Source organism: Roseateles sp. FW305-36, assembly GCF_058787015.1.
In genome coordinates, this window is sequence record NZ_JBYSZK010000006.1 from 130,344 (window position 1) to 152,106 (window position 21,763).

General features: G+C 69.7%; 25 protein-coding genes. 1 reads left to right on the forward strand and 24 read right to left on the reverse strand.

Going from position 1 to position 21,763, the window contains the following annotated elements:
- Window positions 1–63: 63 nt before the first annotated feature.
- Window positions 64–780 carry a class I SAM-dependent methyltransferase gene (locus tag AC3WOE_RS13120; protein WP_492691032.1) on the forward strand — a complete coding sequence of 239 codons (717 nt, stop codon included), beginning with the start codon at window positions 64–66 and terminating at the stop codon, window positions 778–780.
- Window positions 781–784: 4 nt separating this feature from the next.
- Here AC3WOE_RS13120 and AC3WOE_RS13125 read toward each other — a convergent pair whose 3' ends face one another.
- The 24 genes from AC3WOE_RS13125 to atpD form a co-directional block, all read right to left on the reverse strand.
- Window positions 785–1,693 carry a polysaccharide deacetylase family protein gene (locus AC3WOE_RS13125; protein ID WP_492691034.1) on the reverse strand — a complete coding sequence of 303 codons (909 nt, stop codon included), beginning with the start codon at window positions 1,691–1,693 and terminating at the stop codon, window positions 785–787.
- Window positions 1,694–1,726: 33 nt separating this feature from the next.
- Window positions 1,727–2,389, reverse strand: coding sequence for a 4'-phosphopantetheinyl transferase family protein (locus AC3WOE_RS13130; protein ID WP_492691035.1), 663 nt, complete (start codon window positions 2,387–2,389; stop codon window positions 1,727–1,729).
- Between the two features lie 25 nt (window positions 2,390–2,414).
- Window positions 2,415–2,849 carry an excinuclease ATPase subunit gene (locus AC3WOE_RS13135; RefSeq protein WP_492691036.1) on the reverse strand — a complete coding sequence of 145 codons (435 nt, stop codon included), beginning with the start codon at window positions 2,847–2,849 and terminating at the stop codon, window positions 2,415–2,417.
- Between the two features lie 35 nt (window positions 2,850–2,884).
- Window positions 2,885–3,400 (reverse strand): hypothetical protein, encoded by a 516-nt coding sequence (locus AC3WOE_RS13140; protein WP_492691038.1) that lies wholly within the window; start codon window positions 3,398–3,400, stop codon window positions 2,885–2,887.
- Window positions 3,401–3,429: 29 nt separating this feature from the next.
- The gene (locus AC3WOE_RS13145; RefSeq protein WP_492691039.1) at window positions 3,430–4,662 is read right to left on the reverse strand and encodes a beta-ketoacyl-ACP synthase; all 1,233 of its coding nucleotides are present in this window, start codon (window positions 4,660–4,662) and stop codon (window positions 3,430–3,432) included.
- The gene (locus AC3WOE_RS13150; RefSeq protein ID WP_492691040.1) at window positions 4,659–5,390 is read right to left on the reverse strand and encodes a 3-ketoacyl-ACP reductase FabG2; all 732 of its coding nucleotides are present in this window, start codon (window positions 5,388–5,390) and stop codon (window positions 4,659–4,661) included. Before AC3WOE_RS13150 ends, AC3WOE_RS13145 begins: the two co-directional genes overlap by 4 nt.
- Entirely contained in the window at window positions 5,387–5,851 is a 465-nt protein-coding gene (locus AC3WOE_RS13155) for a hotdog family protein (RefSeq protein ID WP_492691041.1), read from the reverse strand. The genes AC3WOE_RS13150 and AC3WOE_RS13155 overlap by 4 nt, the downstream gene beginning before the upstream one ends.
- On the reverse strand, window positions 5,841–7,016 hold the full coding sequence (locus AC3WOE_RS13160) for a beta-ketoacyl-ACP synthase (protein ID WP_492691042.1): 1,176 nt from the start codon (window positions 7,014–7,016) through the stop codon (window positions 5,841–5,843). Before AC3WOE_RS13160 ends, AC3WOE_RS13155 begins: the two co-directional genes overlap by 11 nt.
- Window positions 7,017–7,019: 3 nt before the next feature.
- Window positions 7,020–7,574: a DUF3261 domain-containing protein gene (locus AC3WOE_RS13165; RefSeq protein ID WP_492691043.1), complete on the reverse strand. Its 555-nt coding sequence runs from the start codon at window positions 7,572–7,574 to the stop codon at window positions 7,020–7,022.
- Window positions 7,562–8,794 carry an NAD(P)/FAD-dependent oxidoreductase gene (locus AC3WOE_RS13170; protein ID WP_492691044.1) on the reverse strand — a complete coding sequence of 411 codons (1,233 nt, stop codon included), beginning with the start codon at window positions 8,792–8,794 and terminating at the stop codon, window positions 7,562–7,564. Before AC3WOE_RS13170 ends, AC3WOE_RS13165 begins: the two co-directional genes overlap by 13 nt.
- Window positions 8,775–11,072, reverse strand: a complete 2,298-nt coding sequence (locus AC3WOE_RS13175) for an MMPL family transporter (protein WP_492691045.1) — start codon at window positions 11,070–11,072, stop codon at window positions 8,775–8,777. The genes AC3WOE_RS13170 and AC3WOE_RS13175 overlap by 20 nt, the downstream gene beginning before the upstream one ends.
- The gene (locus tag AC3WOE_RS13180; protein WP_492691047.1) at window positions 11,065–11,652 is read right to left on the reverse strand and encodes an outer membrane lipoprotein carrier protein LolA; all 588 of its coding nucleotides are present in this window, start codon (window positions 11,650–11,652) and stop codon (window positions 11,065–11,067) included. The genes AC3WOE_RS13175 and AC3WOE_RS13180 overlap by 8 nt, the downstream gene beginning before the upstream one ends.
- Window positions 11,653–11,726: 74 nt before the next feature.
- Window positions 11,727–12,158 (reverse strand): acyl-CoA thioesterase, encoded by a 432-nt coding sequence (locus AC3WOE_RS13185; RefSeq protein WP_492691049.1) that lies wholly within the window; start codon window positions 12,156–12,158, stop codon window positions 11,727–11,729.
- Window positions 12,145–13,692: an HAL/PAL/TAL family ammonia-lyase gene (locus AC3WOE_RS13190; RefSeq protein WP_492691050.1), complete on the reverse strand. Its 1,548-nt coding sequence runs from the start codon at window positions 13,690–13,692 to the stop codon at window positions 12,145–12,147. Before AC3WOE_RS13190 ends, AC3WOE_RS13185 begins: the two co-directional genes overlap by 14 nt.
- The gene (locus AC3WOE_RS13195; protein ID WP_492691052.1) at window positions 13,670–14,620 is read right to left on the reverse strand and encodes a lysophospholipid acyltransferase family protein; all 951 of its coding nucleotides are present in this window, start codon (window positions 14,618–14,620) and stop codon (window positions 13,670–13,672) included. Before AC3WOE_RS13195 ends, AC3WOE_RS13190 begins: the two co-directional genes overlap by 23 nt.
- Window positions 14,617–15,354, reverse strand: a complete 738-nt coding sequence (locus tag AC3WOE_RS13200; RefSeq protein ID WP_492691054.1) for a glycosyltransferase family 2 protein — start codon at window positions 15,352–15,354, stop codon at window positions 14,617–14,619. The genes AC3WOE_RS13195 and AC3WOE_RS13200 overlap by 4 nt, the downstream gene beginning before the upstream one ends.
- Window positions 15,354–17,045 carry an ApeI family dehydratase gene (locus tag AC3WOE_RS13205; protein ID WP_492691056.1) on the reverse strand — a complete coding sequence of 564 codons (1,692 nt, stop codon included), beginning with the start codon at window positions 17,043–17,045 and terminating at the stop codon, window positions 15,354–15,356. The genes AC3WOE_RS13200 and AC3WOE_RS13205 overlap by 1 nt, the downstream gene beginning before the upstream one ends.
- Window positions 17,035–17,577, reverse strand: a complete 543-nt coding sequence (locus AC3WOE_RS13210) for a COG4648 family protein (protein WP_478011010.1) — start codon at window positions 17,575–17,577, stop codon at window positions 17,035–17,037. The genes AC3WOE_RS13205 and AC3WOE_RS13210 overlap by 11 nt, the downstream gene beginning before the upstream one ends.
- 28 nt (window positions 17,578–17,605) lie before the next feature.
- The gene (locus AC3WOE_RS13215; protein ID WP_492691058.1) at window positions 17,606–17,899 is read right to left on the reverse strand and encodes an acyl carrier protein; all 294 of its coding nucleotides are present in this window, start codon (window positions 17,897–17,899) and stop codon (window positions 17,606–17,608) included.
- A 19-nt stretch (window positions 17,900–17,918) separates the two neighbouring features.
- Window positions 17,919–18,182, reverse strand: a complete 264-nt coding sequence (locus tag AC3WOE_RS13220; RefSeq protein ID WP_492691059.1) for a phosphopantetheine-binding protein — start codon at window positions 18,180–18,182, stop codon at window positions 17,919–17,921.
- A complete protein-coding gene (locus AC3WOE_RS13225; RefSeq protein ID WP_492691060.1) occupies window positions 18,160–18,966 on the reverse strand; it encodes a lysophospholipid acyltransferase family protein in 807 nt (268 codons plus the stop codon). Before AC3WOE_RS13225 ends, AC3WOE_RS13220 begins: the two co-directional genes overlap by 23 nt.
- The gene (locus AC3WOE_RS13230) at window positions 18,950–19,753 is read right to left on the reverse strand and encodes a beta-ketoacyl synthase chain length factor (protein ID WP_492691061.1); all 804 of its coding nucleotides are present in this window, start codon (window positions 19,751–19,753) and stop codon (window positions 18,950–18,952) included. Before AC3WOE_RS13230 ends, AC3WOE_RS13225 begins: the two co-directional genes overlap by 17 nt.
- A gap of 62 nt (window positions 19,754–19,815) precedes the next feature.
- A complete protein-coding gene (locus tag AC3WOE_RS13235) occupies window positions 19,816–20,232 on the reverse strand; it encodes a F0F1 ATP synthase subunit epsilon (RefSeq protein ID WP_492691062.1) in 417 nt (138 codons plus the stop codon).
- A 94-nt stretch (window positions 20,233–20,326) separates the two neighbouring features.
- The gene (gene atpD, locus AC3WOE_RS13240) at window positions 20,327–21,739 is read right to left on the reverse strand and encodes a F0F1 ATP synthase subunit beta (protein WP_492691064.1); all 1,413 of its coding nucleotides are present in this window, start codon (window positions 21,737–21,739) and stop codon (window positions 20,327–20,329) included.
- Window positions 21,740–21,763 lie beyond the last annotated feature (24 nt).

Here is a 21,763-nt window from a genome sequence, read left to right on the forward strand (position 1 = left end):
TCAACGCTCTATCATCGCCGACTTGTTTTTCGGGGCGCCAACGGGCGCCCGCCTCCAGCCGCGATGACCACTGCCAGCGCCCCCTCCCCCAAGAAACTGGCCTTCGTGCCGGAAACCCGTTTCGGCCTGTGGTTCCTGTCCACCGCCACCTGGCGTGTCCACGTGCTGGGCCGCGCGCTGAGCGACCTGCAGCGCATGGCGCCGGACGCACCGCGTGGCGGCGTCATGCTGGACATCGGCACCGGCCAGGGCCATTCCCTGCCCGAGATGGCGGCGCGCTTCGCGCCGTCGCAGATCCATGCGCTGGACCCCGAACCCGACTTCGAGTCCCGCTGCGCCGACATGGTCAAGGCCTGCCCCGTGCCGGTCACCCTGCATGCCGCCCACGCCGAGCGCATCCCTCTGCCCGACAACTCGGTGGACATGGTGCTCTGCCACCAGACCCTGCACCACATCGTCGACCAGGGCGCGGCCCTGGCCGAGGTCTTCCGCGTGCTGAAGCCGGGCGGCCTGCTGCTGCTGGCCGAGAGCACCCGCGCCTATATCCACAGCTGGATCATCCGGCTGCTGTTCCGCCACCCCATGCATGTGCAGCGCACGGCCGAGGAATTCCTGGCCTTGGTGCGCGAGGCCGGCTTCCAGGTCGACGCCGACCGCATCAGCACGCCCTATCTGTGGTGGAGCCGCAGCGACCTGGGCGCGCGCGAATGGCTGGGATTCGGCCTGCCGAAGAATCGCGAAGAGACCCTGCTCAACGCGGTCGCGAGGAAGCCGGGCTGACGCCTCAGTCCAGCGGCTTCTCGGGCAGGATCCAGGCCAGCAGCGAGGTCCAGAAGCCCGGGATGCGGATCTGCACGCTCGGGTCGGTCAACGCGCGGGCCTGCGCCGCGGCCTCGGCCGCTTCGGAGGAAGCGTAGAAGGGCGGATCGGCCAGCATCAGACCGGCCTTGTTGGCGCCGGTGACGAGGATCTCCAGATACTCGTCGATATGGCTGCCGGTGAAGGGATTGGCGTCGTGGAAGGTGACCACCACCGGCCGCACGCCATCCACCACGGGCAGCTCGTTGACGCGGCGGCGCAGTTCGCGCAGCTGGTGCTCGAAGTGGGAGCGGCGGCGCAGGCTGGCGTTGGGCCAGGGAATCTTGCCGTCGTTGGCCGACAGATCGGTCATCACGAGGTTGAGCCCGTGGCGCTGATAGGCCGCGAAGGTGCGCGCGTCATAGGCCCAGTGCGGCGGCCGCACCAGCACCGGCGCGTGGCCGGTCAGCTCGATGTGCGAGGCCAGGCCCTGTCTCAGGCTGATCTCGAGCACCTCGTCGCTGAGCCGGGTGTGGCTGGTATGGCCCGGCGTGGCGGTATGAAAGCCCAGCACATGGCCCTCGTCCATCGTGCGCTTCATCAGCGCCTGGCCGCGCAGCGTCGCGCCACCATTCAGGGCGCCGGTCTGCACGAAGAACACGGCCTTGATGCCCGGCTGGACGGTGTTGCGCGCCAGGCCGTCGAGGATCTGGACGGTGGGGTTGTCTTCTTCGCGGGCACTCGGGCCGTCGTCGAAGCTCAGCAGCAGCCGGATGGGCACCGGCGCGCTGACCGACACATGCTCGGCCAGCGGCGAGGGGTCGGCCGCGACCCGCGTTGCCGCGACCAACGCCAGGCCTGTCATCACCATCCAGGAGCGCCATCGCCGCGCCATGATTTCTCCGTACAACTTTTCGGGGCGCGCAGTTTAGGTGGGCGTCGTTCGCGTCCTGCAGCGGCGCCACACTGCATTCGTGGGACCTTCGATGCGCAGCGGCAACTGGGGATTGCAGGCGACCGCCAGCACCAGGCCGTCCACGCCGGCCACCGCCACGTCGCCCTGCGGGTCGTCGTCGAAGTCCAGCGCACGCATCAGCGCGAAGTCCAGGCCCTGCTCGCGCGCCTTGAGCCAAGCCTCCTTGATTGTCCAGGCTTGCAGGAAAACCTCGGCCCGCGCCGCCACCGGCAGTGCCGCCAAACGGGCCTGTTGCGTGAGGCTGTGCACGGTCTCGGCCAGTGCGAGGTGGTCGCGCGGCCGCGCGAGGCTCTCCAGGTCCACGCCAACCGGCACGCCGGCCGTCGCGCAGGCGACGCTGCCGCCGCTGTGGCTGATGGACACGAAGACATCACCGCGGCCGGCCACGCGGCAGGCGCCACTGTCGGCCACCTCCAGCGCGGGCAGGCCTTCGCTGCCAAGCCAGCGCTGCACCGCGCGACGTGCCAGCCAGCGGCCGGCCAGGAAGGTGGCGCGGCGCGCCTCGGTGCCCAGGGACTGCCGCCGGGCCTGCTCCGAGGGCGTCAACCAGCCCTCCGGCGCCGGCATGCCGGCCCGCACCTCGGGCTCGGCAGCCAGCAGGCAAAGCAGCGTCACCGCGCCCTCGGGCCGCGCGCCAGGCTCACTCGATCTTGGCGTAGGTGCCCTTCAGCGCCACACCGATGACGAAGGCGCCCGCATGGCACTCAAAGTCGGTCGCGCTCTTGTACTCGACCTTCTTGTAGTAGCTGACGATGTCGACCACGGCATTGGCTCCCTCACGCTTGGCGCCGTTCTGCAGGCTGATCAGGGCGCTGAGTGCCGCCCATTTGCAGCCGTAGTCGTCGCTCTTGTTGAAGCCATTGGTCTTGGGGTTGCTGACATCGGTGCTGAGGCGCTTGACGCGCTTCGGCGTGGCCTGGCCGTCGAGGTAGAACTTGAAGTCCGGGTCCAGCTTCTCCTTGGCTTCGGGCAGTTCCAGCACGTCGGCCAGCGGGATGTGCAGCACCGTGTCGCGCGCGAAGGCGGGCAGGGACAGCAGGGAGGCAAAGGCCAGGGCGACAAGACGAGACTTCATCAACAAGCTCCTTGAGAGGGGGTCGGGCTGCGGGTTCACTGCGGCGCGGAGGCCGCTTGATCGGGGGTGGCGGCGGCGGGCGCCTGGGGTGGCGCGCTCCGCGCCAGGGCTTCGGGGCTGCGGTTGGTGGTCAGGATGACCTCCATGCGCACGCCGCCCATGGCCTCGCAGGACTTGCGCGGCGCCTCGTTCCAGCGGATGGCCGTCGCGGTGACGACGGGGCGCACGACGCGCCAGGGCCAGAAGCCGAAGCGCTGCGAGCTGTTGTAGTCGACCAGGGCATCCGCCTTGGCCGCCAGGGCCTGCTGCACCAGCGAAGGCAGCAGCTCCTTGACGCCGCCATAGGTGCCCTTGGCGACCTTGAGCTTCTGCAGCATCTGGTGCGGCATGTCCGATGGCGCGCCGTTGTCGAAGACACAGAGGTCACGACCCTCCTGCGACAAAGTAGCCGCCAGCCTGCGCCCCTCGGCCAACTCCTGCTCGGGGGTGGACCCGGCCTGCGCCGCAGCCCCCGCCAGCATCAACACGACAGCCAAGACATTGCGCTTCATCAGGTGGCCCTCCCAGGCATGGATTGAAATCAGAGACGGCGCAGGATCAACGAGGTGTTGATGCCGCCGAAGGCGAAGTTGTTCGTCATCGCGTATTCGGTCTGCAGCACGCGACCGCCGCTCGGCACATAGTCCAGCTCGCCGCAGCGCGGGTCCACGCGCTTGAGGTTGATGGTGGGCGCGAACCAGTCGGCCTTCATCATCTCCAGCGTCATCCAGGCCTCCAGCGCACCACAGGCGCCCAGGGTGTGGCCCATATAGCTCTTCAGCGACGAGATGGCGACGCCGGAACCGAACACGCTGTGCGTGCCCTGGCTCTCGGCCACGTCGCCCTGGTCGGTGCTGGTGCCATGGGCGTTGACGTAGGGAATGACGCCGGGCGGCAGGCCGGCGTCTTCCAGCGCCAGGCGCATGGCCTGGGCCATGGTGGCCGACTGCGGTTGCGTGACGTGGGTGCCGTCGCAGTTGGTGCCGTAGCCGACGATCTCGCCGAGCAGGGTCGCGCCGCGCGCCTTGGCGTGCTCGTACTCCTCCAGCACGAAGGTGCAGGCACCCTCGCCCAGCACCAGGCCGTCGCGGTCGGCGTCGAAGGGGCGCGGCGTCAGGCGCGGCTGGTCGTTGTACTTGGTGCTGGTGGCGAACAGCGTGTCGAAGACGGCCGCCTGCGTCGGGTCCAGTTCCTCGGCGCCGCCCGCCAGCATGGCGACCTGACGGCCGCTCTGGATGGCTTCGTAGGCATAGCCCAGGCCCTGGCTGCCCGAGGTGCAGGCGCTGCTGGTCGTGATGATGCGGCCGGTGATGCCGAAGAACACCGCGATGTTGACGGTCGCCGTGTGCGACATCATCTTCACGTAGGTGTTGGCGTTGATGCCCTCGATGCTCTTGACCGTCATCATGCGGCCGAAGTCGCCGATGGCGCTGGGCGTGCCGCTGGAGCTGCCGTAGCTGACACCCATGCGGCCGCTGGTCAGCAGCGGGTCGCCGATCAGGCCGGCCTGTTCCAGGGCCAGCTCGGCCGAGCGGGTGGCCATCTGGGCCACGCGGCCCATGCTGCGCATGGTCTTGCGGTTGTAGCGGTCGGACGGCAGCTCGAAGGGGGCGCAGGGCACGCCGACCTGGGTGTTCAGGCCCTCGTAGTCGGCCCAGTCGGCCATGCGCTGGACCTTGTTGGTCTCGGCGCGCAGGCTGTCCATGACGGTCTCGACGTCATGCCCCAGCGGCGACAGCGCCCCGATGCCGGTGATGACGACTCTCTTGTTCACAACATCCCCCCGTTCACCGAAATCACCTGACGCGTGATGTAGCCCGCGTCTTCACTCATCAGAAAGGCCACCAGCGCCGCCACCTCTTCGGGTTGTCCGACGCGCTGGGCCGGGATCAACTTCATCGCGTGCTCGAGCACCTCGTTGTCGATCATGTCCGTCTCGATCAGGCCCGGCGCCACGCAGTTGACCGTGATCTTGCGGCTGGCCAGCTCGACGGCCAGCGCCTTGGTGGCGCCGATGATGCCGGCCTTGGCGGCACTGTAGTTGACCTGCCCACGGTTGCCCATCAGGCCCGACACCGAGGCCAGCGTGACGATGCGGCCGGGCTTGCGGCGGCGCACCAGCGGCATGGTCAGCGGCTGCAGCACGTTGTAGAAGGCGTCGAGGTTGGTGTGGATGACGGCGTCCCAGTCCTCGCCGCTGAGCGCCGGGAAGGCGCCGTCGCGGGCGATGCCGGCATTGCAGACGACGCCGTAATAGCAGCCGTGGGCCTCGACATCGGCCTCCAGCGCGGCGGCGGTGGCGGCGCGGTCGGCCACGTCGAAGGCCAGCACGCGGGCGTTGCGGCCCAGCTCACGGGCAGCCTGGGCCACGGCCTCGGCTTCTTCGCGGCGGCTGCGGCAATGGATGACGACGTCGTAGCCGTCGCGCGCGAGGCGCAGCGCGATGGCGCGGCCGATGCCGCGGCTGGAGCCGGTCACCAGCACGGTGTTGTTACTGCTCATGGGGTCTGTCCGTTCAGGAAGGCCTCGGGATCGTCCGGGCCGAACACATTCAGGCTGGCGCGGGCCGCCTCGGTGCCATCGATGGTGATGACGCACTCGAACTGGCCCAGGCCGTTGTCGGCCTGGAAGAGGCGCTGCACATGGATGCGCAGCACGTCGCCGACGCGGAAGGCCGGGCGGTCGCATTGGTAGCGCCGCGTGCCGAGCAAAAAGCCGATGCGGGCCGCGCCGCCGTCGTCTGCCTTCAGGTGGCGCTGCCAGCCGGCCCACGCGGCGGCGGCCTGGGCCATGTACTCGACGCCCGCGGCGGCGCTGAGCTGGCCGTCGCGCACCAGCAGATGGTCGGCGCGCAGCGTGGCCTCGGCCAGCAGCGACTCGGCATCGGCCTCGATGACGCGGTCGAGCCAGCTCATGGGGCCGCCGTGCGGCACGAGATCGGAGATGTCGAGATCAGTCTTCACGAGTGAGGACCAGAGCGGCATTGCTGCCGCCGAAGGCGAAAGAATTGGACAGCACGGCGCGTGGCGCGCTGTCCAGGCGCTCGCCCGGCTTCACGAGCCGGATGGCTGGCAGGGCCGCGTCGCGCTCGCCATCGAAATGGTGGGCCGGCAGGGCGCCATCGCCCAGCAGGGTCAGCCAGCCGATGGCAGCCTCCAGCGCGCCGGCGGCGCCCAGGGTGTGGCCAGTCAGCGGCTTGGTGGAGCTGCACGGCGTGTCGAGGCCGAAGACGCGGGCCACGGCCTCGCTCTCCATCGCGTCGTTGTGCTGGGTGGCCGTGCCGTGCAGGTTCAGGTAGCCGATGTCGGCGGGCGCGAGGCCGGCCATGTCCAGGGCCGCGCGCATGGCGGCCTCGGCACCGCGGCCGCTGGGCTCCGGGGCCGAGATGTGGTGGGCATCGCTGGTCTCGCCCCAGCCGGCCAGGCGCACGGCCGGGCCGTCGCCTTTTTCGCGCGTCATCAGGAAGAGCGCACCCGCCTCGCCGATGTTGATGCCACAGCGCTGGGCGCTCATGGGGTTGCAGCGCGCATCGCTGACGGCCTCCAGCGCAGCGAAGCCGGCGACGGTGAAGTCGCAGAGGCTGTCGGCGCCGCCGCAGACGACGGCATCGGCCATGCCGGCCTGCAGCAGGCGCGCGGCGCTGGCCAGGGCCTTGCTGCTGGACGAGCAGGCGGTGGAGATGACATAGGCGGGGCCGAGCACGCCGAGTTCGGCAGCCAGCAAGGACGCGCCGGAGCCGATCTCCTGCTGGCGCACGTCGTGCCAGGCCGGCAGGCTGGCCTCGGCCTGGTGGTGGGTCCAGGCCGCCTCGCTCTCGCCGACGCCCGAGGTGCTGGTGCCCAGCACGACGGCCACGCGCAGCGGGCCGAAGCGTTCGATGGCGGCGTCGACGGCCGCGCGGATGGGTTGCAGGGCCGTCAGCAACAGGGCGTTGTTGCGGCTGCGCTGGGCGGTGGCATCGGGCAGGGGCAAAGGCTGGCGCACGCGGCCCAGGTGCAGGCTGCGGCCGCGCCAGGCTTCGGGCTCGTCACCGCTGGGCGTGTCGGCCCACAGCGCCTGGCTCAGCGTGGCGGCGTCATGGCCGGCGGCGCAGACGACGCCGAGGGCGTTCAGGTAGAAATTCATCATCAATCAACCGCCCTCCAGCGGGCGGGATTCAATGCGCAGTTGATAGTGCTCGGCGCGATTGTCGATCTCGACGCGCTTGCGGCCGTCCAGGTAGCGCACCGTCAGGCGCACCTCGCCGGCCTGGCGCAGCGTGCGCTCGTTGCCAGCGTCGATCAGCGTCCAGCCTTCGGGCAGCGTCGCCTGCAGCGCGGGCAGCGGCGCGAACACCAGGGCCACGTCGCGCAGCACGCGCGCGGGGTCGACGGCGGCGGGCAGCATGGGGTGGCGCTTGACCTGCAGTTCGCGGCCGTCCCATTGCATCGTCAGCACGCGCTGGCCGAAGGCGAGACCGGCCAGTTGCAATTGCTGGGCGTCGACCTGCAGCAGGGTGTCGAGCTGGCGCTCGGTGACGGCGCCATTCGGGTCGTCCGGCGCGTCGGTCACCGTCAGCCGCTGGGCCAGCGACAGCTCGGCACCGAAGGCGGCCGGCGCGATCTGCAGCGCCGGCAGCTGGGCCGGCGGCGGCAGGGTCTGGCAGGCCGCGAGCAGCAGCGCCGCGAGCAGGATCAGGGGGCGCACAACTGCTCCAGCGTGCGCATGCGCTCGGGCTGAGCGACATAGGGGTTGGCCAGATCCCAGGCGTAGCCGGCCAGGATGGACGAGATCATGCGGCGGATGTCGGGGTTCTGGTCCTGGTGGAAGATGACGTCCTGGAAGCCACCGCGGTACCAGCTCTCCACAAAGGCGCGGAAGGCATCGACGCCGGCGCGCAGCGGCTTGGCGTAGTCCTTCTCCCAGTCCACCGTCTCGCCGGCACGCTCGCGCAGCAGGGCCGTCACGGCCAGGTCGGCCGACTTCACGGCGATGGTCACGCCGCTGGAGAACACCGGGTCGAGGAACTCGCCGGCATTGCCCAGCAGCGCAAAGCCCGGGCCCCACAGCGACTTCACGTTGGCGGCATAACCCTGCAGCCGGTTGGCCGGCGTGTCCCAGACGGCGTCCTTCAGCAGCGCGGCCAGCGTCGGCGTCTCGGCGACGACGGCCTTCAGGCGTTCGGTCGGGTCCTCGGGGAAGCGGTCGAAATACTCGGCCCGCGCAACGACGCCCAGCGAGCAGCGGCCGTTGCTGAAGGGGATGGTCCAGAACCACACGTCGACGTCGTCGGGGTGGACGGTGACGAGGATCTTGGTGCGGTCGAACGTCGGGTCGCTGATGCGGTCCTGCACGTGGGTGAAGGTGGCGGCGCGGACCGGGAAGGCAGACGGCGTCTCCAGGTCCAGCAGGCGCGGCAGGGTGCGGCCGAAGCCGCTGGCATCCAGCAGATGGCCAGCCTCGACGGTGTAGGCCTCGCCGCCGTCCAGCGGCTGCACATCGAGCTGCGGGCGCTGGCCAGCGCCCACGCGCACCGCCGTCACCTCGTGGCGGTAGCGCACGTCGGCGCCGGCCTTGGCGGCGCCGTCGGCCAGCACCTTGTCGAAGGTGGCGCGCTGCACCTGGTAGGTCGTGCCCCAACCCGCGGTGAACTTGTCGCGGAAGTCGAAGGCGGTGCGCTTCTCGCCACGGCAGAAGGCGGCGCCGTTCTTGAACTGGAAGCCGGCCTCGACGACGTCCTGCAGCAGGCCGGCCTTCTCGATATAGGCCATGGACTGCGGCAGCAGGCTCTCGCCGATGGAGAAGCGCGGGAAGGTCTGGCGCTCCAGCACGGTGACGGCCAGGCCCTGGCGGCGCAGCAGGGCTGCAGCGACGGCGCCTGCAGGGCCTGCGCCGATGATGCAGACGTCAGTCTTTTCGAGAGTCATGGTCGGTGATGAAGAAGGGGGTGAGGAACCAGGCCAGGGCAATGCCCAGGCCCAGGGTCAGGCCGAAGGCTCGCAAGGCCGGTGTACCGGACAGGGCGAGCAGGCCGAAGGACAGCCAGGTGCTGGCGGCCGCCAGCGTGATGGAGACGAAGCCGCGCAGGTCGGACCGAGCGGGTTGGGCGAGCAGGAAGATGCCGTAGTCCACGCCCACGCCGAGCAGCAGCAGCAGGGCCAGCACATGGAAGAGCTGCCAGGGCTGGCCGAGCAGCGCGGTGGCGGCCAGGGACAGGCCGCCGGCCAGCAGGGTCGGCACCAGGGCCCGCCACCACGCCGCGCCCAGGCGCCAGGCCAGCAGGGCCGCGACGGCGCCGACGGCGATGACCAGCACGCCCAGCATGCGGATGCGCTGGCGGGCCAGCAACTCGGAGACGTCGGCCACCTTGTCGACCCAGCGCACCGTGTCGTTGTCGGCCAGGGCGGCCAGTTGCGGCAGCACCTCGCGCGACACGCCGCGCAGCATCACGACACTGTGCCAGCGGCCTTCGATATCGCGGCCCAGCCACTGATGGCGCGCCGCCTCGCTGACGGGCGCTGCACGCCAGGCCTCGACCGTCAGCACCGGCGCGGCAACGGCGTCGCGCTGCGGCAGGGGCTGGCCGAGTTGCTCGGCCACCAGCAGCGAGACCTCGGCCCAGCGGCGCTGCACCAGGGCCGCGTCGGCGGCCTGGCGGGACGGTGACGGCACCCAGTCGGACACGGCCTGCCAGCCGGCCACACCTGGCACGGCGGCGAGCTTGGCCTTCAGGGCTTCCTCGCGTTCCAGCAGCACGGCCTCGGTGCCGGCCGTGAGCAGATAGAACTGGGCCGGGCTGGGCAGGTCCAGGCGGCGGCCGATGTCGATCTGCTCCTGCATCAGCGCCGGCGGCGTGTTCTGCAGCAGGCGGATGTCGTCATTGGCATGGCCGCGCCAGACGGCTGCAGCCAGCAGCGCGGCGATGACGAGGCCGCCGATCAGGCCGCCGCGCCAGCTCAGCTGCGGCCAGCGTCGCCAGGCGCGGCCGAGAGCACGCGTCAGCGGCCGCTCGGGCACGGAGCCGGCGTCCAGATGCGGGAACCACAGCCAGGTGCTGATGAAGGCGGCGGTGAGGCCGGCGGCGGAAAACAGCGCGACCTGCTGCAGGCCCGGGAAGGGAGTCGTCGCCAGCAGGGCATAGCCGGCCAGCGTGGTGCTGAGGGCCAGCACCATGGTCGGCAGTTGCTCGCGCATCAGCGCAAAGCGCTGCGCCGGCGGCTGGCCGATGCGGCTGCTGTAGTGGCTGCTGGCGTAGTTCTCGGCCACGCCGACGAGGCTGGCGCCGAAAACCAGGGTGATCAGGTGCAGCTCGCCGAACACGGCCAGCGTTGCTGCCACGGCCACCAGCAGTCCACTGCCGACCGACAGCAGCACCAGCAGGCGCGGCCGGATGCGAGCGAAGGCAAACCAGCTCAGCGCGAACACGCCGATGAGGGAGCCCACACCGATGAGGTGCATCTCATGCTGGGCCTGCGCCGCGGCCGCATGCGCATGCAGGGGCACGCCGGCCGCCAGCACCTGGGCCTCGGGCACGGTGGCGCGGGCCTGGGCCAGGGCGTTGGCGATGCGTTCGTTGTCGCTCAGCGCGAAGGCGCTGGCGCCGCTGTCGATCAGGGCCAGCATCCAGTCGCCCTGGGCATCGGCCAGGCGCAGGCGGCCGTCGAGGGCGCGCACCTTGCTGCTCTGCGCGCGCTCGGCCAGCCAGGCGCCGAGGGTGTTGAAGGGATCGTCGATCCAGCGGCCCACGCGCGGCAGGCCCATGGGCTGCATCAGGCCGGTCAGGGCCTGCTGGGCCAGGGCCTCCGAAGGGTCGTTCTGCAGGGACTGGCGCTGGGCGTCGGTCAACAGCGCGCCGCGTTGCGGGGCGAAGAACTTCAGCCAGTCGGCCTGCTGCTGGTCCGACACCTGATGGCGCAGCTTGATGCCGGGCGCCGCGGCCTGCAGCTTTCTGATGAAGCGGTCCATCACCGCCTCGCTGTGGTCGGGCGCGCGCAGCAGCACGATGACGCGGCCTTCGCCGGCCTTGGCCAGCGCCGCCAGCGCCTGCTCGACCTCGGGCCGGCGCTCGTCCTTGGGCAGCATGGCCAGCACATCGGTGTTGATGCGCACGCGGCCATTCCATGCGGCCAGCGCCAGGCCGGCGGCCATCAGCAGCAGCGCGAGCGCCCACAGCCAGGGCGCCAGACGGCTGGGCCGATCAACCAAGCTGTTTGGCCTCGTCGGCGCTGGGGGCGGCGGGCTCGCGCGCCTGCTCGTCGAAGCGCAGCGTCGTCGTGTCGCCTTGGGCTTCGGTCATGACGATGCGGCGCAGCTGGCGGTCGCCTTCCAGCACGATGCGGCTGAAGAGCTGGGCCAGGGCCGCGGCCTTCGGTCTCAGCGCCGCGCGCCAGCCTTTGTCGCCCACCAGGCTGGCCTGCACCTCGAAGGCCTGCTGCAGCGCGCCGAGATCGCCATCCAGCAGCGACAGCATCAGGCTGGTGACGACACGGATACCGGGTTCCTTGCTGGCATCGAGCTGCATGCCGGCGCCGCCGGCGATGCGGTCGCGCGTCAGCACCAACTGGCTGGCGAAAGGCGCCGTGGTGCGCCAGATCAGGCCCTTGCCGCGCACCAGCAGGTAGTCGCCCTGGCTCTTCAACGGCTTGGCGAAGCCGGCCAGTTGCTTGTCCTGCTCGAAGCGACCACGCTGCACAGGTCCACTGACCAAGCGCTGCTGGACTTGCGCGATGGTGTCGGCCAGAACCGGCAGCGGCAGGGCGGCGAGGAGGAGGGTGCGGCGCTTCATGCCAGCGGCGCACGGCCGCCCGAAGGCGCTGGACGCCCCCTCGGGGGGCAGTGAGCGAAGCGAGCGTGGGGGCTTCATGTTTGCGGGATGCCCAGTTTTTCGAACAGGACGGGCGGGCTGGCGAACTGCATTTCCTTGGTGCGCATGTCCACCGCCACCATCAGCGTGTGGCCCTTGGTCAGGCACTCGCCGGTGGCCAGGTCGCGAACCGTGTAGTCGATGCGCAGGCGATGCTCCCACTCGGTGATGCAGGCGCGCACGCCCAGGCGCATGCCGTATTCGGCCGAGCGCACGTACTTCAGCTGCAGATGGATGATGGGCCAGGCATAGCCGCTGGCGCGCATCTCGGGGTAGTCGTAGTTGAAGCGCTGCAGCAGGGCACAACGCGCCTGCTCCAGGTACTGCACATAGCGGCCGTGCCAGACGATCTCCATCGGGTCGAGATCATGGAAGGCGGGCGTGATCTCGATCTCGTGGGCGAGACGGGGATCCTCACGCAGGCGCATGCAGGGCTCCGGCGGGCAAGCGGATCTCGCGCAGCAACATCTGCAGCTCGGCATCCAGCGCGCGGTCTTCGTCGATCAGCGGCAGGCGGGCGCAGAGCTGCTCATACCAGGCCGACAGCGACGGGCTCAGCTGCAGGCCACCCAGGCGCTGGCGCAGGCCCAGGCCCTGGCGGGCACTGATGAGCAGGCCGGCGACGACCTGTTCGCTGAGGTCGAGCACGCGCAGCGCATCACGGGCGGCGATGCTGCCCATGCTGACCTTGTCCTGGTTGTGGCATTCGGTGCTGCGGCTGAAGACCGAGGCCGGCATGGTCTGCTTCAGGGCCTCGGCCGTCCAGGCGGAGACGCTGATCTGCAGGGCCTTCAGACCATGGTTGATGGCGGCGCGCTCGCCCAGGGCGCCGCTCAGGTTGGACGGCAGGCCGTGGTTGAAGCGCGTGTCCACCAGCAGGGCGAGCTGGCGGTCCAGCAGGTCGGCGACGTTGGCGACGGCCGTCTTCAGCGTGTCCATGGCCATGGCGATATGGCCGCCGTAGAAATGGCCGCCGTGCAGCACGCGTTCTTCCACCGCGTCGACCAGCGGGTTGTCGTTGGCGCTGTTCAGTTCGTTCTCGATCAGCTGGCGCAGCCAGGGCAGCGCGTCTTCCAGCACGCCGATGACATGGGGGGCGCAGCGCAGCGAGTAGCGGTCCTGCAGGCGCTGTTCATTGCGCGAGGGCCGGTCGCTGGCCAGGTCGACACGCAGGCGCGCGGCGACGCGCTGCTGGCCGGCATGCGGCTTGACGGCGAACAGGCGCTCGTCGAAGTGATGGGCATTGCCGGCGCTGGCGACGACATTGGCCGCGGTGATGCGCGTGGCCAGCAGCGACAGTCGCTCGGCACGCTGGAAGGCCAGGCAGGCCAGGGCCGTCATGACGGCCGTGCCGTTCATGATGGCCAGGCCTTCCTTGGGGCGCAGCGTGTGCGGCTTCAGGCCGACGGCCGCGAGGGCCTGGGCCGCCGGCATCTGCTGGCCCTGGAACCAGACTTCGCGCTCGCCGCACAGCACGGCGGCGACATAGCTCAGCGGCGTCAGGTCGCCACTCGCGCCGACCGAACCCTCGCTGGGGATCAGCGGCAGGATGTCGTGCTCGAGCAGGGCGGCCAGTTGCTGCAACAGGGCGTAGCTGACGCCCGACACGCCTTGCGCCAGCGACTGCAGGCGCACGGCCAGCACCGCCCTCACCTGCTCGGGCGCCAGCATGGGGCCGGCACCGATGCCGTGATAGGTGTAGAGATGGCGCGGCAGCTCGGCGACGAGGGCCGGCGGGATGCTGACGGTGCAGGAGTCGCCATAGCCGGTGGTGACGCCGTAGACGACGCCGTCTTCGGCCAACAGGCGGGCGATGAACTCGGCACCGGCGTCGATGTGGCGCACGAACTCCGGCGTGTCGCTCAGGCGGGCGCGGGCCTCGCGGCGGGAGATGGCAGCGATGTCGTCCAGGCTCAGCGAGCGGCCGTCAAAGAGGATTTCAGACGGCGGGTGCGGCTGCATGGGGGCTGTCCCAGAAGGCGTAGAAGTTGAACCAGTCATAAGGCGATTCGCGCAGGCGGCGCTGCAGGATCTGCGCGTAGGTTTGGGCGTATTGGGCCAGAGCCTCGCGACGGCCGGCACGCGGCAGTTTGACCTCGTCGGCCAGCAGCTCGAAACGGATTTCGTAACCAGCGTCCTTGTGCAGGCAGGTCAGCAGCACCAGCGGGCAGTGCAGCACGCCGGCCAGCACATAGGCGCCGACGGGCAGGGGCGCCCGCGCACCGAGGAAGTCGACGCTGACGGTCTGGGCCGAATGGATGGGCACGCGGTCGCCGGCAATGGCCACCCAGCCACCGCCGTCCACCAGGGCCTTGAGCTGCAGGGCCATGTTGGGGCCGAAATCGGTGACCTCGAGCAGGTTGACGGCCGAGTTCGGGTCCAGCCGCTTCAGGATGCGGTTGAAGGCCTGGGCATGGCGGGTGTGCACCAGCACCGTCAGCTTGAGCCCATGCTTGGACTTGCCGATCATGCGGCACAGCTCCAGGCAGCCCATGTGGGCGGTGATCAGGATGCCGCCCTGGCCGCGGGCCAGCATGGCGTCGACCACGGAGAAGTCCTGCTCGCGCACGGCCTCGACCGGGTAGCGGCCGGCCATGGCCAGCAGCTTGTCCAGCATGGTCTCGGCAAAGCAGGCGACGTGGCGCAGGCCCTCGCGCCAGTCGGGCTCGCGCTTGAACACGCCGGGCTCGGCGCGGTGCAGATGGCGCAGGTATTCCAGCGATGAGCGCCGCAGCGCCGGCCGCGTCAGCCAGTGCAGCAGCACGACCGGGAACATGGCCCAGCGCACCAGGCGGCGGCCGAACAGCTTGTGCACGCCGTACAGCAGCCAGATGCCGCTGACGAACGTCGTTTCACCCAACGACGCCCAGTGCTGAGTACGTGCGGTCATGCGCCGCTCCGCAGCTTGCGCGCCAGCAGGATGGGGCTGCGCAGCAGCATGCCGAAGAACAGCCGCGTGTGCATGGCCGAGATCAGCACGTTGTCGCGCCAGACGCGGAAATGCGAGATGCCGCCCACCGGGTAGTGCACGCGCGTGGGCTGGTTGACGACGGGCACGCCGGCCCAGACCAGGCGTACCGCGATCTCGGTGTCGAAGTCCATGCGCCGCCCCATGGACGCCCGCGCCAGCAGAGGCAGCGTGGTGGCCAGCGGATAGATGCGAAAGCCGCACATCGAGTCGCGCACGGCGAAGCTCAGCGTGTTGATCCAGACCCAGATGTGGGTGGCGTAGCGGCCATAGAGACGAGCACGCGGCACCGACTCGTCGTAGATGGGGCAGCCGCAGATCAGAGCCTGGGGACTGGCTTCAGCCGCGGCGACGAAGCGCGATGCGTCGCCGGCGTCATGCTGGCCGTCGGCATCGATCTGCAGGCCATGGGTATAGCCCTGCTCGGCCACCAGGCGCATGCCGGCGATGACGGCCGCGCCCTTGCCCTGGTTGTGCGGCAGACGCAGCAGCTGGATGCCGTCCTGCCGGGCCAGCGCATCGAGCTGGGTGGCGGTGGCCGCCTCGCTGCCGTCGTCCACCAGCAGCACCGGCAGGCCCTGGGCGCGCAGCCGGGCCGCGACGGCACCGACGGTCCCGCCATGGTTGTAGACGGGGATGACAGCGCAGACCTTCATCACGCCGCGGCTCCGAAGCGCAGCTTGCCGCTGGCATGGGCGCCGCGCTCGCTGGTCAGCGCAAAGCGCAGTTCGCTGCCGTCGGCATTGACGGTCAGCTCGATGTCGACGGCCGTGCCGGGGCGGATGACCTGCTGGAACTTCAGCTGGTCCAGGCCTTTGAAGTCCGGCTGCAAGGCGAACAGCTCGCGAGCGAAGCGTTCGGCCCAGTCCAGCTGCACGACGCCGGGCAGCACGGGCTGGTTGTCGAAATGGCCGTCGAAGCCGGGGTGGCGGGCCTCGATGTCCAGGCGCAGGCGCGCTGTCAGCGGCTCGCGCAGCAGCACGCGCGCCGGCGGGCGCATGGGGTCGAACAGGGCCTGCAGGGCCGCCTGCGTGGCCTTGCCTTGGGTGTTGGCGGGCAGCTCGCTGACCAGGCGCCAGCGGCGCGGGCGCACGGTGGCTTCCAATTGGGCGGCGAGGCGCTCACGCAACGGTGCCAGCCAGGCATTGCGGCCGGCTTGCTCGATGGTGGTCCAGGCCTCCGCCGTCGGCACCAGTACGACGCCCAGTTCCTGGCGCGACCCCGGCAGCAGCAGGGCGCGGGCTTCAAGCACCTGGCCGCTGCTGGTCAGGGCCTGTTCGACGGCGGCGAGGGACACGCGCTTTTCCTCGACCTTGACGATGCGGTCCGCACGGCCCAGCAGCACGAAGCCGGGTCCCTCGGCGCGGGCATGGTCGGCGGCGGTGTACCAGTCGTCACCACCGATGTGGGCGGAGCGCAGCTGCAATTGGCCGTCGCTCAATTGCCACTCGACGCCGGGCAGGGCGCGCCAGGGTTCGGCGTCACCGGCGCCGGGTGGGCGCTGGCGCCAGGCGACGCCACCGGTCTCGCTGCTGCCATAGACCTCGATGGGCGTCTGGCCCAGGCGCTCGGCACACGGGCCCAGGGCATCGGCCGGCAGCGGGCCGCCGGAGCTGAACACGGCCGTCAGGCGCTGCGGCAGGTCGCCGGTGTTGGCGAGTTGCAGCCGCTTCAGATGGGCGGGGCTGGCGATCAGCGCGATGCGGCCGGGCGCGCCGTGCAGGTCTTCCAGATAGGCGACGCGCTGGGCCGCCGTGGGCCGGCCGGCAGCCAGCGGCCACAGCACGCGAAACAGCAGGCCGTAGATGTGCTGGTGGCTGACGGTGGCATGGATGGTGGCACCGTCCAGCCGCGCGCCGAACTCGGCCTCCAGCGCCCTCACCTCATCGAAGAGCTGGTGCAGCTGCTTGACGATGGCGGTGGGCTCGCCGCTGCTGCCGGAGGTGAAGACGACGAGCTGGGGGGCCTGCGGGTCCAAAGCCTGCCAGTTGGGCAGGGGCGCGTCGGCCACCGTGGCCTGGGCGTCGGCACGGCCGGGCCAGTCGCCGGCAAAGGCGCCCACCTTGTCGGACAGGCGTTGTGCGGTGGCGGGCAGCGCATCGCCGGGCCACCAGACGGTCTTGCGCGCATGCCAGGCACCGAGCAGGGCGGCGGCGGCATGCAGGGTGTCTTCGAAATACAGGGCGACGTCGCCGGTCGCCAGGGCCTGGAAGTGGGCGAACCAGCCGGCGGCCTGGGCCAGGAACTCTGCTGACAGGATGCTGCGGCCGGCACGGATGCCCACCGGCTGGGCGGCCCGCGCCGGGCTCTGCGCACCGGCGAGGCCGAGTCGGAGTTCACGCCACATGCTTGCCGGCTCGCACGCGGCGGCGCACCAGCCACTCGCCGCCCATCAGGGTGCCCATCAGCACATAGGTGATGAGGCCGTTGTACAGGGCCCAGGTCTGCTCGCTGCCCCACAGGGCCGTGGCCAGGCTGATGCCACCGTTGAGGATGAAGAAGCCGCACCAGACGATGGTGACGCGGCGGGTGTAGGCCACGCCGTGGGCGTCCAGCTCGGGGTCGTGCAGGCGCGCCAGGCGCTCGACGACGGTCTGGCCCTTGAGCAGGCTGGCGCCGAACAGCACCAGCATGGCCACGTTCATCGCGACCGGATAGATCTTCAGCGGCAGCAGCTGGTTGGACCAGGCCGTCAGCGCCGCCAGCACCAGGCCGGCCAGGGCCACAGCCAGGGCCTGCTGGCTGCGCGATGCGAGATAACGCGCCAGGGCCAGGGCCAGCAGCAGCAGCGCCAAAACCCGGGGTTCGGCATGAGCGAGCCCCAGGTAGACGAGAACGGGATAGAGGGCGGTCAGCGCCACCCAGAGGATGTTGCGCACGCTGGAGCGGGAGAAGGAGGAGTCTGACTCAGGCGGCGCGCTGCAGCGCGGCCTCGTCTTCCCCGGTGGTTTCGTCGCTCAGCTGCAGCAGCGCCGTCAGCGCGTTGACGACGTCCTGCAGCGTGCGCACCGACTTGAAGGCCTCGGGCTGCAGGCGCTTGCCGACCAGGGGCTTGAGCTTGACGATGAGGTCCACCGCGTCGATGGAGTCGATGTCCAGGTCGTCGTACAGGCGGGCTTCGGGGCGGATGCGCTCGGGCTCGATGTCGAAGGTCTCGACCAGGATGGCCGACAGCCGCGTGTAGATGTCTTGTTCGGTCATGAAGTACTCCCCTGGCGGTTCAGCTCTTGCGGCTGTTGGCCACGAAGGCGGCCAGCGCCCGGATCGAACGGAAATGCCGGCGGGTTTCCTCCGAATCCGCCGACATGGTCACGCCATAGCGCTTCTGCAGCGCCAGGCCCAGCTCGAGCGCGTCGATGGAATCCAGGCCGAGGCCTTCGACGAAGAGCGGCTGCTCGGCGTCGATGTCGTCTGCGCTCATGTCCTCGAGGTTCAAGGCATCGATGAGCAAGGTCTTGATTTCAAGTTCCAGGCTCTGTTCCATCGCCCTGTCCCCTAGAAAAATAACTTTGCAAGTATCCCGTGAGCCGCCTGGCCGCGAGCGGGAATTCTCCGTGAGCCCCCTCTAGAAAGGGTGTAACGGCAATGTCCTCGCCCACATCCAGACTCAGCTGTAACGGCCGGTCGTGGGTTTTCCACCACGGCCAGCCCTTGCTCAACCCCAGCGGCTCGCAGCGGATTCGCACCGGCGTGATGGCCACGCCGCTGCGCAGGGCCAATTGGGCCGCACCGCGCTGCAACTGCAAAGCACGACCCGGCACGCTGCGCGTACCTTCGGGAAAAATCACCAGATTGCTGCCCGAAGCCAGGCTGGCGTTGAAACCTGCCAACACCTCGCTGCCGCGGTCGTTGCGCAGGTAGTTGCAGGCCCGCACCGGTCCCCAGGTGAAGGGGTTGTTGCCCAGGCCGCCCCGCACGACGCAGTCGGCATTGGGCGTGCGGGCAATCAGGGCCACGACGTCGATCAGCGTCGGATGGTTGGCCAGCACCAGCAGGCCCTGGCGCTGCAGGCGCCCGGCGCCCGTCCAGCGCACGCGCACCAGGCCGAGCAGCGTCATCAAGCCGATGAAGCCGCGAAAGCTGGCACCCACCAGGGCGCGCGACCAGCGGATGCGGCGCACCGGCTCCCACACCAGCAGGTTGATGAGGGGGAACAGCAGCACGCCCATCAGCAGACCGCCGATGCCGAAGCTGGCGAAGCTGAAGGCCGTGGCCGGCACGCGCCAGGCGCGCGACCAGGCCGAGGACAGCCTAGCGAGCAAGGACATGGCGCCAGTGCCAGTCTGCGGCGCCGTCGGCCTGGCGCAGTTCCGCCGCGGGGTCGAGCAGGCATTGCAGCACCTGCAGATTGGGCGCGATGCGGACGTCGGGCGTCGCATGCGCCAGGGCCGGCTCGCGCGACAGACTCACGCCGGCCTCGCCCGCACGAGCCCGCCGCAGCCGCAGCGCGTAGGCATGGGGCGGCGCGATCGGTGCGTCCAGCCCGGTAGAGGCATAGAGCTCGGGCAACGGCGCGTCGAAAACCGTCAGCAGCACGGCCGGCGCGCCGGCGGCCAGCAAGGCCTGGGCTTCGGCCCAGCCGGCGGCGGCGCTGACTTCGCCCGCAGCCACGGCGCTGACATTGGCCGTGATGCCGCGCTGGATGGAGTACTGGGCGCCGATGGCGTTGTGCACCGAATGGCTGAAGGCGGTGGGCGACAGCGCCTCGCCGCGGGCCAGTTCCTGCAGCATGCCGATCGAGCGCGCCAGTTCACCCCAGCGCGACGCGAACACAAGCGGCATGGCCGGCAGCGCGGCGGCGTCGACATCCGCCTGGGCCCAGTAGGCCACCTGCAGGGCAGCGCGGCCCAGGGGGTCGATGCGGCGGCGCGCCATCGCCGGCATCTCCGGCAGCGGCGGCGACGCCGGAGCATCGGCGGGCAGAGGCTGGGGATTGCGAAGCCAGGCCTGCCAGTCGTCCTGCGTGGCCAGACCCGGTGCCCACGCCGCCCATTGCTCGACGTGCAGGACCGGCCCGTTCGGGGCAGCGGCTGAATCGGCGGTGGGCGAAATCATGGCTGGGTCAGAAAGTAGAAAACCCGCCATGAGGCGGGTTCCGGTTCGGGCAGGGAATGCCCTTAACGCTTGGCGCGGAACTTGCGCAGCGCCGCGATCTGCGCGGCCATGGTGGCGAACTCGCCCTGGGCCGCGGCGAAGTCGATGTCGCTCTTGGCGTTCTTCTTCGCTTCCTCGGCGCGCTTCATGGCCTCGGTGGCCTTGGCCTCGTCGAGATCCTTGCCGCGGATGGCGGTGTCGGCCAGCACGGTCACGCGGTTGGGTTGGACTTCGAGGATGCCGCCGGCGACGAAGACGAACTCTTCGCTGCCATCGGGTCGCTCGATGCGCACGGCGCCCGGCTTGATGCGGGTGATCAGCGGCGTGTGCTTCGGCAGGATGCCGAGCTCGCCACTCTCGCCCGGCAGGGCGACGAACTTGGCCTCGCCGGAGAAGATCTGCTCTTCGGCGGAGACCACGTCGACGTGGAGGGTTGCCATATCAATCGTCCTGGGCTTGAGGGTTGGGAAGATTCAGTGCTAAGTCAGTTGGGGACAGAGCTGCCGCTGCACGCCAGGTCTGTCCCGCAATGTCTTATTGAATCTTCTTGGCCTTCTCGAAGGCTTCGTCAATCGTGCCGACCATGTAGAAAGCCTGCTCGGGCAGCGAGTCGCACTCGCCGTTGACGATCATCTTGAAGCCGCGGATGGTTTCCTTCAGCGGCACGTACTTGCCCGGGGTGCCCGTGAACACTTCGGCGACGTGGAAGGGCTGCGACAGGAAGCGCTGGATCTTGCGGGCGCGAGCGACCGACAGCTTGTCTTCCGGCGACAGTTCGTCCATGCCCAGGATGGCGATGATGTCGCGCAGTTCCTTGTAGCGCTGCAGCACCTGCTGCACGGCACGGGTCGTCGTGTAGTGCTCTTCGCCGACGACGTTGGGGTCGATCTGGCGGCTGGTCGAGTCCAGCGGGTCCACGGCGGGGTAGATACCCAGCGAGGCGATGTCACGCGACAGCACGACGGTGGCGTCCAGGTGGGCGAAGGTCGTGGCAGGCGACGGGTCGGTCAGGTCGTCCGCAGGGACGTAGACGGCCTGGATGGACGTGATCGAGCCGACCTTGGTCGACGTGATGCGCTCTTGCAGGCGGCCCATTTCCTCGGCCAGCGTCGGCTGGTAGCCCACGGCGGAAGGCATGCGGCCCAGCAGAGCGGACACTTCCGTGCCGGCCAGGGTGTAGCGGTAGATGTTGTCCACGAAGAACAGCACGTCCTTGCCTTCGTCGCGGAAGGACTCGGCGATGGTCAGGCCGGTCAGCGCGACGCGCAGACGGTTGCCCGGGGGCTCGTTCATCTGGCCATAGACCATGGCGACCTTGGAGTCTTCGAGCTTCTCCTGCACGACGACGCCGGAGTCCGACATCTCGTGATAGAAGTCGTTGCCCTCACGGGTGCGCTCACCCACGCCGGCGAACACGGACAGACCGCTGTGCGCCTTGGCGATGTTGTTGATGAGCTCCATCATGTTGACGGTCTTGCCGACGCCGGCGCCACCGAACAGACCCACCTTGCCGCCCTTGGCGAACGGGCAGATGAGGTCGATCACCTTGATGCCGGTTTCCAGCAGGTCCTGCGACGGGCTCAGCTCGTCGTAGGCCGGGGCGGCGCGGTGGATGGAGGCGGTCAGGCTGGAGGCAACCGGACCACGTTCATCGATGGGGTTGCCCAGCACGTCCATGATGCGGCCGAGGGTGGCCTTGCCGACCGGCACCTGGATGGTGTCGCCGGTGTTGTAGACCTCGGTGCCGCGGCGCAGGCCGTCGGACGAACCCAGGGCAATGGTGCGGACCACGCCGTCGCCCAGCTGCTGCTGGACTTCCAGGGTCAGGGCTGCGCCTTCCATCTTCAGGGCGTCGTAGACCTTGGGCATCTTGTCGCGCGGGAATTCCACGTCAACGACGGCGCCAATGCACTGAACGATCTTGCCGACTGCTTGAGTGTTAGACATTTGTGCGTTCCTTCAATTCAAATC

Coding starts and splice junctions, on each gene's coding strand:
- AC3WOE_RS13120 (WP_492691032.1), top strand. CDS start 64: ATGACCACTGCCAGCGCCCCCTCCCCCAAGAAACTGGCCTTCGTGCCG.
- AC3WOE_RS13125 (WP_492691034.1), bottom strand. CDS start 1,693: ATGGCGCGGCGATGGCGCTCCTGGATGGTGATGACAGGCCTGGCGTTG.
- AC3WOE_RS13135 (WP_492691036.1), bottom strand. CDS start 2,849: ATGAAGTCTCGTCTTGTCGCCCTGGCCTTTGCCTCCCTGCTGTCCCTG.
- AC3WOE_RS13140 (WP_492691038.1), bottom strand. CDS start 3,400: ATGAAGCGCAATGTCTTGGCTGTCGTGTTGATGCTGGCGGGGGCTGCG.
- AC3WOE_RS13150 (WP_492691040.1), bottom strand. CDS start 5,390: ATGAGCAGTAACAACACCGTGCTGGTGACCGGCTCCAGCCGCGGCATC.
- AC3WOE_RS13160 (WP_492691042.1), bottom strand. CDS start 7,016: ATGATGAATTTCTACCTGAACGCCCTCGGCGTCGTCTGCGCCGCCGGC.
- AC3WOE_RS13170 (WP_492691044.1), bottom strand. CDS start 8,794: ATGACTCTCGAAAAGACTGACGTCTGCATCATCGGCGCAGGCCCTGCA.
- AC3WOE_RS13180 (WP_492691047.1), bottom strand. CDS start 11,652: ATGAAGCGCCGCACCCTCCTCCTCGCCGCCCTGCCGCTGCCGGTTCTG.
- AC3WOE_RS13185 (WP_492691049.1), bottom strand. CDS start 12,158: ATGCGCCTGCGTGAGGATCCCCGTCTCGCCCACGAGATCGAGATCACG.
- AC3WOE_RS13190 (WP_492691050.1), bottom strand. CDS start 13,692: ATGCAGCCGCACCCGCCGTCTGAAATCCTCTTTGACGGCCGCTCGCTG.
- AC3WOE_RS13195 (WP_492691052.1), bottom strand. CDS start 14,620: ATGACCGCACGTACTCAGCACTGGGCGTCGTTGGGTGAAACGACGTTC.
- AC3WOE_RS13200 (WP_492691054.1), bottom strand. CDS start 15,354: ATGAAGGTCTGCGCTGTCATCCCCGTCTACAACCATGGCGGGACCGTC.
- AC3WOE_RS13205 (WP_492691056.1), bottom strand. CDS start 17,045: ATGTGGCGTGAACTCCGACTCGGCCTCGCCGGTGCGCAGAGCCCGGCG.
- AC3WOE_RS13215 (WP_492691058.1), bottom strand. CDS start 17,899: ATGACCGAACAAGACATCTACACGCGGCTGTCGGCCATCCTGGTCGAG.
- AC3WOE_RS13220 (WP_492691059.1), bottom strand. CDS start 18,182: ATGGAACAGAGCCTGGAACTTGAAATCAAGACCTTGCTCATCGATGCC.
- AC3WOE_RS13225 (WP_492691060.1), bottom strand. CDS start 18,966: ATGTCCTTGCTCGCTAGGCTGTCCTCGGCCTGGTCGCGCGCCTGGCGC.
- AC3WOE_RS13230 (WP_492691061.1), bottom strand. CDS start 19,753: ATGATTTCGCCCACCGCCGATTCAGCCGCTGCCCCGAACGGGCCGGTC.
- AC3WOE_RS13235 (WP_492691062.1), bottom strand. CDS start 20,232: ATGGCAACCCTCCACGTCGACGTGGTCTCCGCCGAAGAGCAGATCTTC.
- atpD (WP_492691064.1), bottom strand. CDS start 21,739: ATGTCTAACACTCAAGCAGTCGGCAAGATCGTTCAGTGCATTGGCGCC.